Genomic DNA, 13604 nt, shown 5'->3' with positions numbered 1-13604 from the left:
TCAGACGCGGTACCGGCGCAGCGCGGGCACGGCGACCGCCAGGCCCAGCATCGAGACGACGACCAGCAGACCGCCGCCCGCGACCGCGACACGGGGCCCGAAGGCGGCGCCCGCCGTGCCGTGCAGGGCGTCGGCCAGCCGGGGGCCGCCCGCGACGACGACCGTGAAGACGCCCTGCATACGGCCGCGCATCTCGTCGGTGGCGGCGGACAGCAGGATCGCCCCGCGGAAGACCATGGAGACCATGTCGGCGACCCCGGCACAGACCAGGAACACCACGGCGAGCCACAGACTGCCGCTCAGTCCGAACCCGGCGATCGCCGCGCCCCAGGCGACGACCGCGCCGATGACCATCCAGCCGTGCCGCCCGGCCCGGGAGAACGTGCCGGAGAACAGTCCGCCCAGCACCGCGCCGATGGGGATCGCCGCGAACAGCAGGCCCAGGGCGAGCCCTTCGCCGTAGGAGGCGTACGTCTCGGCGGCGAGCTGCGGGAACAGGGCCCGGGGCATGCCGAAGACCATGGCGATGACATCGGCGAGGAAGGACAGCAACAGGACCTTGTGCCGGGAGATGTAGCGGAAGCCCTCCACGATCTCCCGCACTCCGGCGCGCCGGGCGGTGGCGCTCGCCAGGGGCGGCAGCGCGGGCAGACGGGCCACCGCCCACAGCGTCACGCACAGCGCGACGGCGTCGAGGAGGTACAGCTCGGGCAGGCCGATGACGGGGATCAGGGAGCCCGCGAGCAGCGGCCCGGCGACCAGACCGGTCTGCATGACGGTCGAGCCGAGGGCGTTGGCGGCGGCGAGTTCGCCCGCAGGCACCAGCCGGGCGATCGAGGCGTTGCGGGCGGGCGCGTTGAGGCCGAAGAACGCCTGCTGGGTGGCGAGCAGCACCATCAGCACGGCCACCGAGTCGAGCCCCGAGACCGCCTGGAGCCAGAACAGCACCGAGGTGACGGCGATACCGCTGTTGGTAACCAGCAGCAGCTTGCGCCGGTCGACGGTGTCGGCGACCGCGCCGCCCCACAGCGCGAACAGCACCATCGGCACCAGCCCGGCGAGGCTCGCGTAGCCGACCCAGGCGGAGGAGCCGGTGATGTCGTAGATCTGCTTGGGTACCGCGACGGCGGTGAGCTGGCTGCCCACGGCCGTGACGATGGTCGACGACCACAGGCGCCGGTAGGCCGGGCGGCGCAGCGGTCGGGTGTCCATCGCCCAGCGGCGCCAGCCGCGCCGGGGCCGGTCCTGCGGACTCGGGTCGGCCTCCTCGGCCTCGGGTGCGGTGCTGCTCTCGCTCGTGTCCACGCGATTCCTGGTTGCTCGTTACATCTTTCGGGTCCGGAGGTCACTATCCCAGCACCTGCTGTGCTTTCACCGCTCCGTGGACGCGGGATCTCAGATTCCGGACGGCGTATGACGAGCCATCAGCGGTCAGGCCCCGGCGACGAGCGTCACGCCGAGGACGATCATCGTGGCGGCGACCAGACCGTCCAGGACGCGCCAGGCGGCCGGCCGGGTCAGGAACCGGCCGAGCAGCCGGGCGCCGAAGCCCAGCGCGGCGAACCAGCACAGGCTGGCGAGGGCGGCGCCGAGACCGAAGGTCCAGCGCAGCGGCCCGCGGTCGGCGGCGACGGAGCCGAGCAGGAAGACCGTGTCGAGGTAGACGTGCGGGTTGAGCCAGGTCAGCGCCAGACAGGTCAGCACGGCGCGGCGCAAGGAGCCCGCGCTCTCCCCCTCGGCCGCCAGAGCACCCGCGGGCCGGAACGCCCGCCGGGCCGCCAGCGCCCCGTAGCAGAGCAGGAACAGGCCGCCGATCCAGGCGACCGCGGTCAGCGCCCCGGGCCAGGCCACCACCAACGCGCCCACCCCGCCCACACCCAGGGCGATGAGCAGTGCGTCGGACAGGGCGCAGATCCCGACGACGGCGAGGACGGCGTCACGGCGGATGCCCTGACGCAGGACGAACGCGTTCTGGGCGCCGATGGCGACGATGAGCGACAGACCGGTACCGAATCCGGCGGCCGCGGCGGTGAGGGTGTGGGACATGACGTCCACGCTAGGGAAGCGATCACTGTACGTACAGCTAAAGATTCTTACGTATCATTAGCCCTCGTGATGACCGGATGATGACGGACCTCCCGCTCGACCAGGTGCGGACCCTGCTCGCGGTGGTGGACGAGGGCACCTTCGACGCGGCCGCCGCCGCCCTGCATGTGACGCCCTCGGCGGTCAGCCAGCGCGTCAAGGCACTGGAGCAGCGCACGGGCCGGGTGCTGCTGCTGCGCACCAAGCCGGTGCGGCCCACGGAGTCCGGCGAGATCGTGGTCCGGTTCGCCCGCCAGCTGGCCCGCCTCGAGCGCGACACGCGGTCCGAGCTGGGCATGAGCGGCGAGGGCGAGCCGGCCCGGGTGACGGTCGCGGTGAACGCGGACTCGCTCGCCACCTGGTTCCTGCCGGCCCTGACCCGGGTGCCGCGGGAACCGCAGCTCTGTTTCGAACTGCACCGCGAGGACGAGACCCGCACGGCGGAACTCCTGCGGGAGGGGCTGGTGATGGCCGCGGTGACCTCGTCGCCCGAGGCCGTGACCGGTTGCACCGTGCGGACCCTGGGCACGATGCGCTACCTGGCCGCCGCGACCCCGGACTTCGTCTCCCGCCACCTGGGCGACGGCCCGCTGCACGAAACCCTCGGCCGGGCACCCGTGATGACCTTCGACCGGAGCGACGACCTCCAGGACGCGTTCGTGCGCGGACTGCGCCGGGGCGTCGGCGGCGCGAGTCCGGTACGACAGGCCGTGCCGACCTCGGAGGGATTCGTGACCGCCGTGGTCGCCGGCCTGGGATGGGGCATGGTGCCCGAGGTGCAGGCCGGCCCCCTGCTGCGCTCCGGCCGCCTGGTCTCCCTCGCCCCCGGACACCCGCTGGACGTCCCGCTGTACTGGCAGCAGTGGAAGCTGGATTCCCCGGCGCTGGCGGTGGTGGCGGACGCGGTGACGGCGACGGCGGCCGAGGCCCTCAGGAGCTGAGCCCGGTCAGCGTCGCCTGCGCACTGTCCAGCAGCATCTCCAGTGCCGTCGGATAGGCGCTGGTCACCATGCGGGTCGACAGCAGCGGGGCCGCCTCGGCGATCCGGGGATGGGTCTCGGCGGGCAGCCGCGCGTACGTCGACCGCCAGACCGCGTCGTCCGCGCGCTGCGCGGCCCGGGGCAGGGCCAGGGACGCGGCGTCCAGGGCGGCGAAGGCCAGCGTCTGGTCGATGAAGGCGTGGTAGATCCGCACGGTGTCCGGCAGCGGGAACCCCGCGGTGCGCAGCACGTCCAGGACGGCCTCGTCGGCGGCGAGTTCGTTGGCCCGGCCGGTCACCCGGCTCGCGGTGAGCTGGGCGGCCTGCGGGTGGGCGACATAGGCGGCGTGGATGCGCAGCCCGACGGTGTGCAGATCCGTGCGCCACTCCCCCGTCGGCCGCCAGCCGCGCAGCGCCTCGCCGACGAGCGCGTCGCCGATGGCCAGGGTCAGCTCGTCCATGCCCCGGAAGTACCGGTAGAGGGTGCTGGGGTCGCAGTCGAGGGCGATGCCGAGACGGCGGGCGGACAGGCCGGCGCTGCCGTGCTCGCGCAGCAGGCGCAGCGCCGCCTCGACGATCAGCCGTTCGGACAGCACGGTGCCGCTCCTGGTGGGCCGGCGCCGGCGCCGCTTCTCCTCGGGTACGACCTGCTTGGCCACGGTCCCTCGCACCTCACCCCTCGCCCCTTCTGCGGGCCTGCGCTCTTATGCCAACACCATTGACCTTACGTGGACGCACGGAGTTGTATCTGCCTCAGGGCCCCTTAGCACGCTTTCGCATACCTTCGTTCAGCTTGTTCACCTTCGTTCGCATTCTCAGCCGAGGGAGTTCTGTTCATGCGTGTCCTTCTCGTGGGCGCCGGCGGTGTGGGTACCGCCATCACCCGGATCGCAGCCCGCCGTCCGTTCTTCGAGGCGCTGGTGGTCGCCGACTACGACCCCGCCCGCGCCGCTGCCGCCGTCGCCGCGCTCGACGGCGACGACCGCTTCCACGCCGAGCGCGTCGACGCCGGCGACGAGTCGGCGGTGGCCGAGCTGCTCGCCCGCCACCGCTGCGACGTCCTGCTCAACGCCACCGACCCGCGGTTCGTGATGCCGCTGTTCCACGCGGCGCGCACCGCCGGGGCCACCTATGTCGACATGGCGATGTCCCTGTCGCGGCCGCACCCCGACCGGCCGTACGAGGAGTGCGGCGTCCGGCTCGGCGACGCGCAGTTCGCCGAGGCCGACGAGTGGGCCGAGGCGGGCGCCCTGGCCCTGGTCGGCATGGGGGTCGAGCCGGGGCTGTCGGACGTCTTCGCCCGGTACGCCGCCGACGAACTCTTCGACGAGATCGAGGAGATCGGCATCCGCGACGGCGCGAACCTCACCGTCGAGGGCCACGACTTCGCGCCCTCCTTCAACATCTGGACCACCATCGAGGAGTGCCTCAACCCCCCGGTGGTCTACGAGGCCGACCGGGGATGGTTCACCACCGCGCCGTTCAGCGAGCCCGAGGTGTTCGACTTCCCCGAGGGCATCGGGCCGGTGGAGTGCGTGAACGTCGAGCACGAGGAGGTCCTGCTCGTGCCTCGCTGGGTGAAGGCGCGCCGGGTCACCTTCAAGTACGGCCTGGGCAACGAGTTCATCGAGACCCTGAAGACGCTGCACCTGCTGGGGCTGGACCGCACCGCGCCGGTGACCGTGCCGAGCGCGTCGGGGCCGGTCTCCGTCTCGCCCCGGGACGTGGTGGCCGCCTGTCTGCCGGACCCGGCGACCCTGGGCGAGCTGATGCACGGCAAGACCTGCGCGGGCACCTGGGTACGGGGCGTGAAGGACGGCGCGCCGCGCGAGGTGTACCTGTACCACGTGGTCGACAACCAGTGGTCCATGGCCGAGTACGGCAGCCAGGCCGTGGTGTGGCAGACCGCCGTCAACCCGGTGGTCGCCCTCGAACTGCTCGCCACGGGCGCGTGGTCCGGGGCGGGCGTCCTGGGCCCCGAGGCGTTCGCGCCCCGTCCGTTCCTCGACCTGCTCACGGCGTACGGCTCCCCGTGGGGGCAGCGGGAGCAGTGAACGCTTTTCCGGGGCCATCCTGTTTCACCGCCGCCCCTCCGGTGACCCGATCGGGAGCAACTCATCCGGAAAAGCGCATACGACGAGATCGCAGGTGACTTCGATGGACAACTGGCGAGAGCATGCCGAGTGCCGCAACGAGGACCCCGACCTCTTCTTCCCGATCGGTACCTCCGGTCCGGCACTGCTCCAGACGGAGCAGGCGAAGGCGGTCTGCCGACGCTGTCCCGTGCAGGAGCAGTGCCTGGAGTGGGCCATGGAGACCGATCAGACCCTCGGGGTCTGGGGCGGCACCAGTGAGAACGAACGACGCGCCCTCAAGCGGCGGATACGGGCCGCCCGACGCAGTTCGTGAGCTGGGCCGGGGGCCTGGGGGCCCATGAGCATGAGCCGGGCGAGCCAAGCGAGCCGGGCGAGCCGGGGGCCGGGCGGCCGGAAGCAGCGGCAGGACCTTGGTTCCGTGCCGGGACCGGCCGCTCACCGGCCGCTCACCGGCCGGCCCGACGCGACGGCCCTCGCCCGCGAGGGGTGACGCTCGTCCCCCCCCTCAGCCGGCTCGACCGGCGGCTGTCTGCCGGGGCGTCTCGACCGCACCGCCTCGGTCCCCCGGTTCGGTCCGGGCCCGCGGCGACCTCGGTCGTGCCGCCTCAGCCGTCTCCCGGTGCCGTCGCCGCGGGCAGTCTCAGGGTGAAGACGCTGCCCGCGCCCGGGGTGCTCGTCGCCTGGGCCGTGCCGCCGTGGGCGACCGTCAGGTGGCGGACGATCGGCAGGCCCAGGCCGCTGCCGCCGGTGCGGCGGCTGCGTGACTTCTCCGCCCGCCAGAACCGCTCGAAGACATGCGGCAGGTCCTCGGCGGCGATGCCCGTGCCGGTGTCGGCGACCTCCAGCACGACACGGTCGCCGTCGCCCCGCGCGGTCAGGGTGACCGTGCCGTCGGGCGGGGTGTGACGCACCGCGTTGGTGACGAGGTTGCCGAGCGCCTGCCGCAGCCGCACCGGGTCGGCGTCCAGCCACGGAGCACCCTCGGTCTCGGTGCGCAGGCGCACGGCGGCCGTGTCGGCGGCGACCCGGTGGGCGGCGGCGACCTGGGCGAGCAGGTCGTCGGCGGGCACCGGTTCGCGGTGCAGACGCAGGGTGCCGGCGTCGGCCGCCGCGAGGTCGCGCAGGTCGTCGATGACGCGCTGGAGGATCAGGGCCTCCTCGTGCAGGGCGCCGAGCAGTTCGGTGTCGGGTTCCACGAGGCCGTCGCGGGTGACCTCCAGCCACCCCCGGATGTTGGTGAGCGGGCTGCGCAGTTCGTGGGCCACGTCGCTGACGAGGGCCTTGCGCTGGGCCTCCAGCCGCTCCCGGCGTTCGGCCAGGTCGTTGAAGGCCTCCGCGAGGATCCCGGTCTCGTCCTGCGTCGTGACGGGCACACGGGCGTGCCGGTCCGGGGGCTGCCCCGCGGCCTCGGTCAGCGCGCGAAGGGGCCGGACCAGCCGGGTGGCGACGACGGCGGTGACGGCGACGGTGACGGCCAGCACCAGCCCGGCCGCGCCGACCACCTTCGCCTTGTTGGCCGGGGACATGACCCAGCGCGGAGCCGCGAGGTCGTCCCCGACGCCGAGGAACAGCTCGGCGACCGGGGCGACGTACGGGTCGAGCTGGGCGCGCCGGGCGGTCTCGAAGCAGGTCTGGGCCGCGCGCAGAGTCGTCTTGCCGGCATCCGCGCCGCCGGCCACCACCTTGGCCCACACGGGCGCCAGGGTCCGGGCCCTACCGGACGCGCCGGGCACTCCGGTGCCGAACACCAGGGGGATGTCGGGGTCCAGGCCCGCCCGGGTCAGGCAGCCGCCGGCCCGTCCCTGAAGCGCGGTCAGCGCCTTCTCCTCCGTGGGCGCGGGCGTGTCGAGCTGCCCGTCCCCGCACTCGTCCAACGCGTATCCGGAGATGGCGGTGGAGTCCGAGGCGGTGACCACCGGGCGCCCGCTCGGGGTGTGCGTGACGGTCGTGTCGACGCCGTAGCGGGAGAGGCAGCGTTGCCGCGCGCGGGCCGCGGCGTCGAGCTTCGTGCGTTCGAGCGCGGTGAGCCGGTAGGGGCCCACCACGCGCGGGTCGGTGCCGCTCAGCTGCGCGCCCGGCTCGCTGTAGGTGTCGGTGCGCAGCGGGTCGACGGTGGCGGCGGCACTCGGCGGCAGGGAAGTGCCGCGCGGCGCGGAATCGGCCAGGGGTCTGCGGTCGGCGGTGGTCAGGGCGATGCGCCGGCCGGTGCGCGCGGACAGTTCACGGACCGTCGCCTCGACGCCCGTCCAGTCGGGGTGGGTGGCGGCGTAGCCGCTGAGCCGCGCGAGGATGTCCATGTCGTCGGCGAGGGCCTGGCCCTGCTCCTCCCGCAGCGCGCGGGTGGTGGTGGTGACGGCGAGCCAGGCGGTGGCGGCCACCGAGCACACGGCGATCAGGACGGACGCGATCAGCAGACGGACCAGCAGGCGCTTGCGCAGCGGTATGCGGGTGCGGGTACTGCTGCGGTTCACGCCTGGCCGCCGCTGAGCTTGTAGCCGACGCCGAACACCGTCAGCAGCCGCACGGGTCTGCGCGGGTCGGCCTCGATCTTCCGGCGCAGGTTCATGATGTGCACGTCGATCGCCCGCTCGGTCGAGGCCCGGTCGAACCCGCGGGTGCACTGGAGCAACTGTCGCCGGGAGAAGACCCGTTCAGGCTCGGCGGCCATGGCCAGCAGTATCTGGAACTCGGCCGGTGTGCACTCCACCGGCTCTCCGGCGCAGCGCACCTCGTGCCGCTGGGGATCGACGGCGAGCCCCGCGGCCCGGACGACGGGATCGTCCCGCCGGTCGGCGCCGGCCCGCCCGCTGCGCCGCAGGACGGTACGGATGCGGGCCATCAGCTCGCGCGGGCTGTAGGGCTTGGTCATGTAGTCGTCGGCGCCCAGTTCCAGGCCGAGCAGCACGTCGTCCTCGCCGGCCCGGGCGGTCAGCATGAGCACCGGGATGTCGTCGTCGCGGCGCAGCACCCTGCACACCCCGAAACCGTCGATGACCGGCAGCATGAGGTCGAGGACGACGAGGTCGGGCCGGTTGCGCCGCACCGCGTCCAGCGCGGCCGCGCCGTCGTGCACGACGGTGGCGGTGTGCCCCTCGGCGAGCAGCGAACGGCGGATGAGTTCGGCCTGCATCGCGTCGTCCTCGGCGACCAGTACATGAGCGCACACGCGACAACTCCGTTTGTTCAGCGGGCCAGAGAGGCATGGTCGCCCATGACGACCACGGGGTGCAGGGCGGGGTCCAGGACGAGGAGCAGCTCCTTCATGTGCTCCTCGGCGATGCTCACGCAGCCGTGCGTGGGGCCGCCGTGGTCGACGTGCAGCCAGATGCCGCCGCCGCGTTTCGCGCCGAGGGGGCGGGTCCAGTCGAGGGGCGAGGTGCCGGGCTCGCGGTTGTAGTCGATCGCGATCACATAGTCGAAGGAACCCCGCAGCGGTTCGCCCTCGAATCCGGTGCCGGGCGAGGTGAAGCCGACGCCGTGGTCGTAGGAGAGGCGGGTGCCGGGGTCGCGCAGCAGCCCGCCGGCGTCGGTGAGGCCGTAGACGCCGATGGGCGAGCGCAGGTCGCCGCCCAGGTGGTGGTCGCTCCAGCCGCGCAGCGCGTTGTGCGCGGGCCAGTTCCTCCCCGCCTGCCAGCCCGCCGCGGTCCGCCGGTACAGGACGACCGTGGAGAGCGGGGAGTCGCGGCCCCGGCCGGTCACCACGACCACCTGAGCGGCGTCCTCCGGCACGGCGGCCCAGGTCTTCGTCCCCAGGCCGGGTATCCGCTGCGGTGCCGACTCGACGGAGATCGCGGGGGCGGGGGTGCCGGACGTCGCCGGTGTGTCGGTGGCGGTGGCGGCGGCGGCGGGCCGCTGCTCCGGTGTGGCCGCGGCGCCGCCGCCGCATCCGGTGAGCAGGAGGGATGCGGCGAGCAGCGCGGCCCGGCGGCGAAGGGTGATCATCGCTCGACCATCCCCGACGGGTGTTTGGAACTCGTCAGGTTCCGGGGCCTGTTCGGCCTACGGCTTGGCGGGCTTGCCCCGGCCGTACAGCCAGCTCCGCAACAGCGCGCCGAGGTCCTGTCCGGACTCCCGTTCCGCGAGCCGTTCGAACTGGGCGGTGGTGCCGTGGCCGTAGCGGTGCGCGGCGGCCCATGCGCGCAGGACGCGGAAGAAGGCGCGGTCTCCGACGGTGGTGCGCAGGGCGTGCAGGGTCATGGCGCCGCGGGCGTAGACGGGGGTGTCGAAGATGTTCGCGCCGCTGCCGGGGTCGCCGGGCGGGAACGCCCACAGGCCGTCGGTGGCGGGGCGGGCGTACAGGGCGTCGAAGGTCTTCTGGGCGGTGCTGCCGCCGTGCTGCTCGGCGTAGAGCCACTCGGTGTACGTGGCGAAGCCCTCGTTGAGCCAGATGTCCTTCCAGGAGGTGAGGGAGACGGAGTCGCCGAACCACTGGTGGGCACTCTCGTGGACGAGGGTGCTCAGGTCGGGGGCCCGGTCGTAGACGGGCCGCGACTGGGTCTCCAGGGCGTAGCCGACGTCCGGGGCGTGGTCGACGATGGAGCCGGCGGCGCGGAACGGGTAGGGCCCGAACAGTGCGCTCTCCCACTCCAGTACGGAGGGCAGCTGCTCGACGACGGGCGCGGCGGCCGCTGCCTCGCGCGGGTCGACGGCGTCGTAGACCTTGAGGCCGTCACGGGTCGTGTACTGCTTGACCTGGAACTTTCCCACGGTGGCGGTGGCGAGGTAGGCGGCCATGGGCTCGGTCTGGCGCCAGCGGAAGGTGGTCCTGCCGTGGGTGGTGCGCCGGCCGAGGAGGACGCCGTTGGCGACGGCGGCGCGGTCCTCGGGGACGGTGATCGTGAAGTCGTAGGAGGACTTGTCGAGGGGATGGTTGTTGGCCGGGAACCAGGTCATGGCGCCCTGCGGTTCGCCGGCGACGAAGGCCCCGTCGTCGGTGGGGATCCAGCCGTCGAGGGAGCCGTCGGGGTCGGTGACCGGGCCGGGGGTGCCGTTGTAGGTGACGGTGACCTGGAACCGCTCGCCCTTGCGCAGGGCGCGCCGCGGGGTGACGACGAGTTCCTGGCCGTCACGCCGGTGGGCGGCCTTGACGTGGTCGACGGTGAGGCCGGTGACCTTCAGCCCCTGGAAGTCGAGGTCGAAGCGGGTCAGCCGCCGGGTGGCGCGGGCGGTGAGAACCGCCGTGCCGTCGAGGTGCCGGCTGCCCGGGTCGTAGCGGAGGGTCAGGTCGTAGTGGGTCACGTGGTAGCCGCCGTTGCCGGCGAGCGGGAAGTAGGGGTCGCCGACGCCTGCGGTGCCCGCCGGTCCGGCCGCGGTGGCGGGTCCGGCCGCCGCGAGCAGCGCCGCCAGGGCGACGGGGACGGTGACGGCGACGGTTTCGCGGCGCAGGAGGGTGGTGGCGCGTCTGCGAGGGTGTGTCACGTGCGCTCCTGGGGGGGGTGGCGTGTGATCAAACGTCCTCAGACTAGGGACTGGGCGCCCCGGGCTTCCCCCTCATTCAGGTCAAGCCGAGCGGTGTCGGCGGGCCTGCGGGGCCTACGCTCGGCAGGACCTGCCCACCCGATGACGGACGGACGGCCCGCCCATGAGTGTCCGCGTGCGTCGTGTCTACGACCCGCCCGAGCCCGACGACGGAGTGCGGGTCCTGGTCGACCGGCTGTGGCCGCGCGGGGTGTCCAAGGACGCGGCCCGCGTGGACGAGTGGCCCAAGGGCCTCACCCCGTCCACCGAGCTGCGCCGCTGGTACCACGCGGGCGAGGGGTCGTACGAGGAGTTCGCGCGCCGCTACGAGGCGGAGCTGACCGAGCCCGAGGCGGCCGGACTGCTCGACCGGTTGCGGGCGTCGGTCCACGAGGGGCCGGTGACGCTGCTGACGTCCGCGAAGTCCCCGGAGCAGAGCCATACGGCGGTGCTGGTCCGCCTGCTGGAGGCGGACCGGCACTGACGGTCCGGGAGGGGGCCCGCCGCCGGCCCGTCCACCTGCGCGCCTGCACGCCGTCAGCCCGTCCGTCAGCCCGTCTTCCTGGCCGTCCCCGTCGGGCCCTCCCTCAGCCCGTCTGGCGGGCCGCGGCCCGGCCCGCGGCCCGTCCGGAGAAGAGGCAGCCGCCGAGGAAGGTGCCTTCGAGGGCGTTGTAGCCGTGCACGCCACCGCCGCCGAAGCCGGCCACCTCGCCCGCCGCGTACAGGCCCTCGACCGGCTGTCCGTCGGCGCCCAGGGCGCGCGAGTCGAGGTCGGTCTGGATGCCGCCGAGGGTCTTGCGGGTGAGGACGTGCAGCTTGACGGCGATGAGCGGGCCGGCCGCGGGGTCCAGGACGCGGTGCGGGGTGGCGACCCGGCCGAGCCGGTCGCCGATGTAGCGGCGCGCGTTGCGGATGCCCTGGACCTGGGAGTCCTTGGCGTACGGGTTGGCCATCTGGAGGTCGCGGGCCTGGATCTGGCGGCGCAGGGTGTCCACGTCGAGCAGCGCCTTCTCCGTCAGCCCGTTCATCTTCTCGACGAGCTTGTCGAGGGTGTCGGCGATGACGAAGTCCGCGCCGCGGTCGAGGAACGCCTGCACCGGCGCCGGGGCGCCCTTGCCGAGCAGCCGGTCGCGCAGGACGGCCTTGCGGTCCTTGGCGGTGATGTCGGGGTTCTGCTCGGAGCCCGAGAGCGCGAACTCCTTCTCGACGATCTTGCGGGTGAGGATGAACCAGGAGTGGTCGTGCCCGGCGATGTCCTCGGTCGTCCGCAGGTGCTTGAGCGTGTTGAGCGTGTCGTAGCCCGGCAGGCACGGGTCGGGCAGGCGGCGGCCGAGGGCGTCGAACCACAGGGAGGACGGGCCGGGCAGGATGCGGATGCCGTGGCCGGGCCAGATCGGGTCCCAGTTCTGGATGCCCTCGGTGTAGTGCCACATGCGGTCGCGGTTGACCAGTCGGACGCCGGCCCCGGCACTGATGTCGAGCATCCGGCCGTCGACGTAGGCGGGAACACCGGTGACCATCTCGGCGGGCGGCGTGCCCAGCCGCTCGGGCCAGTAGCGCCGCACGATCTCGTGGTTGGCGCCGATGCCGCCGCTGGTGACGACCACGGCCTGGGCGGTCAGCTCGAAGTCGCCGATGCGGTCGCGGTTGGAGGCGACGCCTCGCGCGCTGTCGTCGGGGGCGAGGACCGTGCCGCGCACCCCGCGGGCGGCGCCGTCGTCCAGGACCAGCTCGTCCACCTGGTGCCGGTGGTGGAAGGTCAGCAGCCCGTCCTTCGCCGCCTGCTTGGCGTACCGCACGAACGGCTCGACGACGCCCGTGCCGGTGCCCCAGGCGACATGGAAGCGGGGCACGGAGTTGCCGTGTCCGTCGGCGCGCAGATCGCCGCGCTCCGCCCAGCCGACGGTCGGCACGAAGGAGATCCCGTGCCCGGCGAGCCAGGGCCGCTTCTCCCCCGCCGCGAACTCGACGTAGGCGCGCGCCCAGCGCACCGCCCAGGAGTCCTCGTCGTCGGCGCGGTCGAACTGCGCGCTGCCCTGCCAGTCGTTCCAGGCGAGGTCGAAGGAGTCCTTGATGCCGAGGCGGCGCTGCTCCGGGGAGTCGACGAGGAAGAGCCCGCCGAAGGACCAGAACGCCTGGCCGCCGAGGTTGGCGGCGTTCTCCTGGTCGACCAGGGCGACCCGCCGGCCCCTGCTGGTGAGTTCGTGCGCCGCGACCAGGCCCGCGAGGCCCGCTCCGACGACGATGACGTCCGCGTCCATGGCGTCCGCTGCCTTTCTCCTGAGGATGTCATTCCGGGGTGCCGCTGCCGTCGGTCAACAGCGCGGTGAGCAGTTGCTTCAGCCAGACACGAGCACCCTCGACGTCCTTGTCCAGCAGCAGTTGGGCGGTGACTCCGTCGTAGGCCGCGACCACGGCGTGCGCCGCGCTGTCGACGTCCCCGAGCACGGCCGGCGGTTCGGCGAGGCCCCGGGCCCGGGCGAGCCGGTCGGCGATCGCCCGCCGCAGCCGCGCCCGGTGTTCCAGCAGGGTCTGCGCGACGTCCGGGGCGCGCGCGGCGTGCACCAGGAAGTCCGTCTTGACCAGGAGCCAGTCCAGGTCGAGCAGGAGCACCTCGGTGACCCGGTCGACGGCGGCGGGCACGTCGAGGTCGGGTCCGTCGAGGGCGAGGGCCCCGGACACCTGCTCGGCGATCAGGTCGGCCCGTTGCCGGTAGAGGGCGAAGAACAGCTCGTCCAGGCTGTCGAAGTTGGAGTAGAAGGCGCCCCTGCTGTAGCCGGCGGCCTCGCAGACCTCCTCGATGGAGACCCGCCCGAAGCCCTTGGCCGCGAACACCTCGAAGGCGGCGTCGAGCAGCCGGGCCCGCGTACGGACCCGGCGCCTGGTGACGCGCCCGGTCGTCGTCCGCCCGGTCTGCTCGGCCTGTTCGACCTGCTCCGCCGCCATCTCGGACCTCCGTTCGATACGGGAATGTATCCGATACACCG

General features: G+C 73.3%; 13 protein-coding genes. 4 read left to right on the top strand and 9 right to left on the bottom strand.

Features of this window, described 5'->3' with window-relative positions; translation table 11 throughout:
* Window positions 1-1305 carry an MFS transporter gene (locus tag OG933_RS40100; RefSeq protein WP_362531070.1) on the bottom strand — a complete coding sequence of 435 codons (1305 nt, stop codon included), beginning with the start codon at window positions 1303-1305 and terminating at the stop codon, window positions 1-3.
* Window positions 1306-1431: 126 nt separating this feature from the next.
* Complete coding sequence (locus OG933_RS40095; protein WP_362272757.1) at window positions 1432-2046, bottom strand: LysE/ArgO family amino acid transporter; 615 nt, start codon at window positions 2044-2046, stop codon at window positions 1432-1434.
* A 77-nt stretch (window positions 2047-2123) separates the two neighbouring features.
* Between OG933_RS40095 and OG933_RS40090 the strand changes: the two genes are divergently transcribed.
* Window positions 2124-3026 (top strand): LysR family transcriptional regulator ArgP, encoded by a 903-nt coding sequence (locus OG933_RS40090; RefSeq protein WP_362531064.1) that lies wholly within the window; start codon window positions 2124-2126, stop codon window positions 3024-3026.
* On the opposite strand, the gene OG933_RS40085 is transcribed toward OG933_RS40090, so the two are convergent.
* Window positions 3016-3723 carry a TetR/AcrR family transcriptional regulator gene (locus OG933_RS40085; protein WP_405632000.1) on the bottom strand — a complete coding sequence of 236 codons (708 nt, stop codon included), beginning with the start codon at window positions 3721-3723 and terminating at the stop codon, window positions 3016-3018. The genes OG933_RS40090 and OG933_RS40085 overlap by 11 nt on opposite strands.
* A 177-nt stretch (window positions 3724-3900) precedes the next feature.
* Between OG933_RS40085 and OG933_RS40080 the strand changes: the two genes are divergently transcribed.
* Together OG933_RS40080 and OG933_RS40075 are read left to right on the top strand one after the other, a co-directional pair.
* On the top strand, window positions 3901-5118 hold the full coding sequence (locus OG933_RS40080; protein ID WP_405631997.1) for a saccharopine dehydrogenase family protein: 1218 nt from the start codon (window positions 3901-3903) through the stop codon (window positions 5116-5118).
* Window positions 5119-5221: 103 nt separating this feature from the next.
* Complete coding sequence (locus tag OG933_RS40075; protein ID WP_405631994.1) at window positions 5222-5473, top strand: WhiB family transcriptional regulator; 252 nt, start codon at window positions 5222-5224, stop codon at window positions 5471-5473.
* 292 nt (window positions 5474-5765) lie between these two features.
* Here the strand turns inward: OG933_RS40075 and OG933_RS40070 are convergent, their stop codons facing one another.
* The 4 genes from OG933_RS40070 to OG933_RS40055 are packed head-to-tail and all read right to left on the bottom strand — an operon-like array spanning window position 5766 to window position 10578.
* A complete protein-coding gene (locus OG933_RS40070; protein ID WP_405631992.1) occupies window positions 5766-7631 on the bottom strand; it encodes a sensor histidine kinase in 1866 nt (621 codons plus the stop codon).
* Complete coding sequence (locus OG933_RS40065; protein WP_362531054.1) at window positions 7628-8326, bottom strand: response regulator transcription factor; 699 nt, start codon at window positions 8324-8326, stop codon at window positions 7628-7630. The genes OG933_RS40070 and OG933_RS40065 overlap by 4 nt, the downstream gene beginning before the upstream one ends.
* Window positions 8327-8343: 17 nt before the next feature.
* Window positions 8344-9102 (bottom strand): L,D-transpeptidase family protein, encoded by a 759-nt coding sequence (locus tag OG933_RS40060; RefSeq protein WP_405631989.1) that lies wholly within the window; start codon window positions 9100-9102, stop codon window positions 8344-8346.
* Window positions 9103-9159: 57 nt separating this feature from the next.
* On the bottom strand, window positions 9160-10578 hold the full coding sequence (locus tag OG933_RS40055) for a M1 family metallopeptidase (RefSeq protein WP_362531047.1): 1419 nt from the start codon (window positions 10576-10578) through the stop codon (window positions 9160-9162).
* A gap of 163 nt (window positions 10579-10741) precedes the next feature.
* Here OG933_RS40055 and OG933_RS40050 point away from each other — a divergent pair, with 163 nt between their 5' ends.
* On the top strand, window positions 10742-11101 hold the full coding sequence (locus OG933_RS40050) for a DUF488 family protein (RefSeq protein WP_362531045.1): 360 nt from the start codon (window positions 10742-10744) through the stop codon (window positions 11099-11101).
* 103 nt (window positions 11102-11204) lie between these two features.
* Here OG933_RS40050 and OG933_RS40045 read toward each other — a convergent pair whose 3' ends face one another.
* The gene (locus OG933_RS40045; RefSeq protein WP_362531041.1) at window positions 11205-12878 is read right to left on the bottom strand and encodes an FAD-binding dehydrogenase; all 1674 of its coding nucleotides are present in this window, start codon (window positions 12876-12878) and stop codon (window positions 11205-11207) included.
* Window positions 12879-12906: 28 nt separating this feature from the next.
* Entirely contained in the window at window positions 12907-13563 is a 657-nt protein-coding gene (locus tag OG933_RS40040; RefSeq protein WP_405631986.1) for a TetR/AcrR family transcriptional regulator, read from the bottom strand.
* Between the last annotated feature and the right edge of the window lie 41 nt (window positions 13564-13604).

This window comes from Streptomyces sp. NBC_00016, from assembly GCF_045040885.1.
Lineage (GTDB): Bacteria > Actinomycetota > Actinomycetes > Streptomycetales > Streptomycetaceae > Streptomyces > Streptomyces coriariae.
The sequence above is the reverse complement of the archived record's forward strand: the minus strand, read 5'-3'. Positions and strand labels throughout refer to the sequence as shown.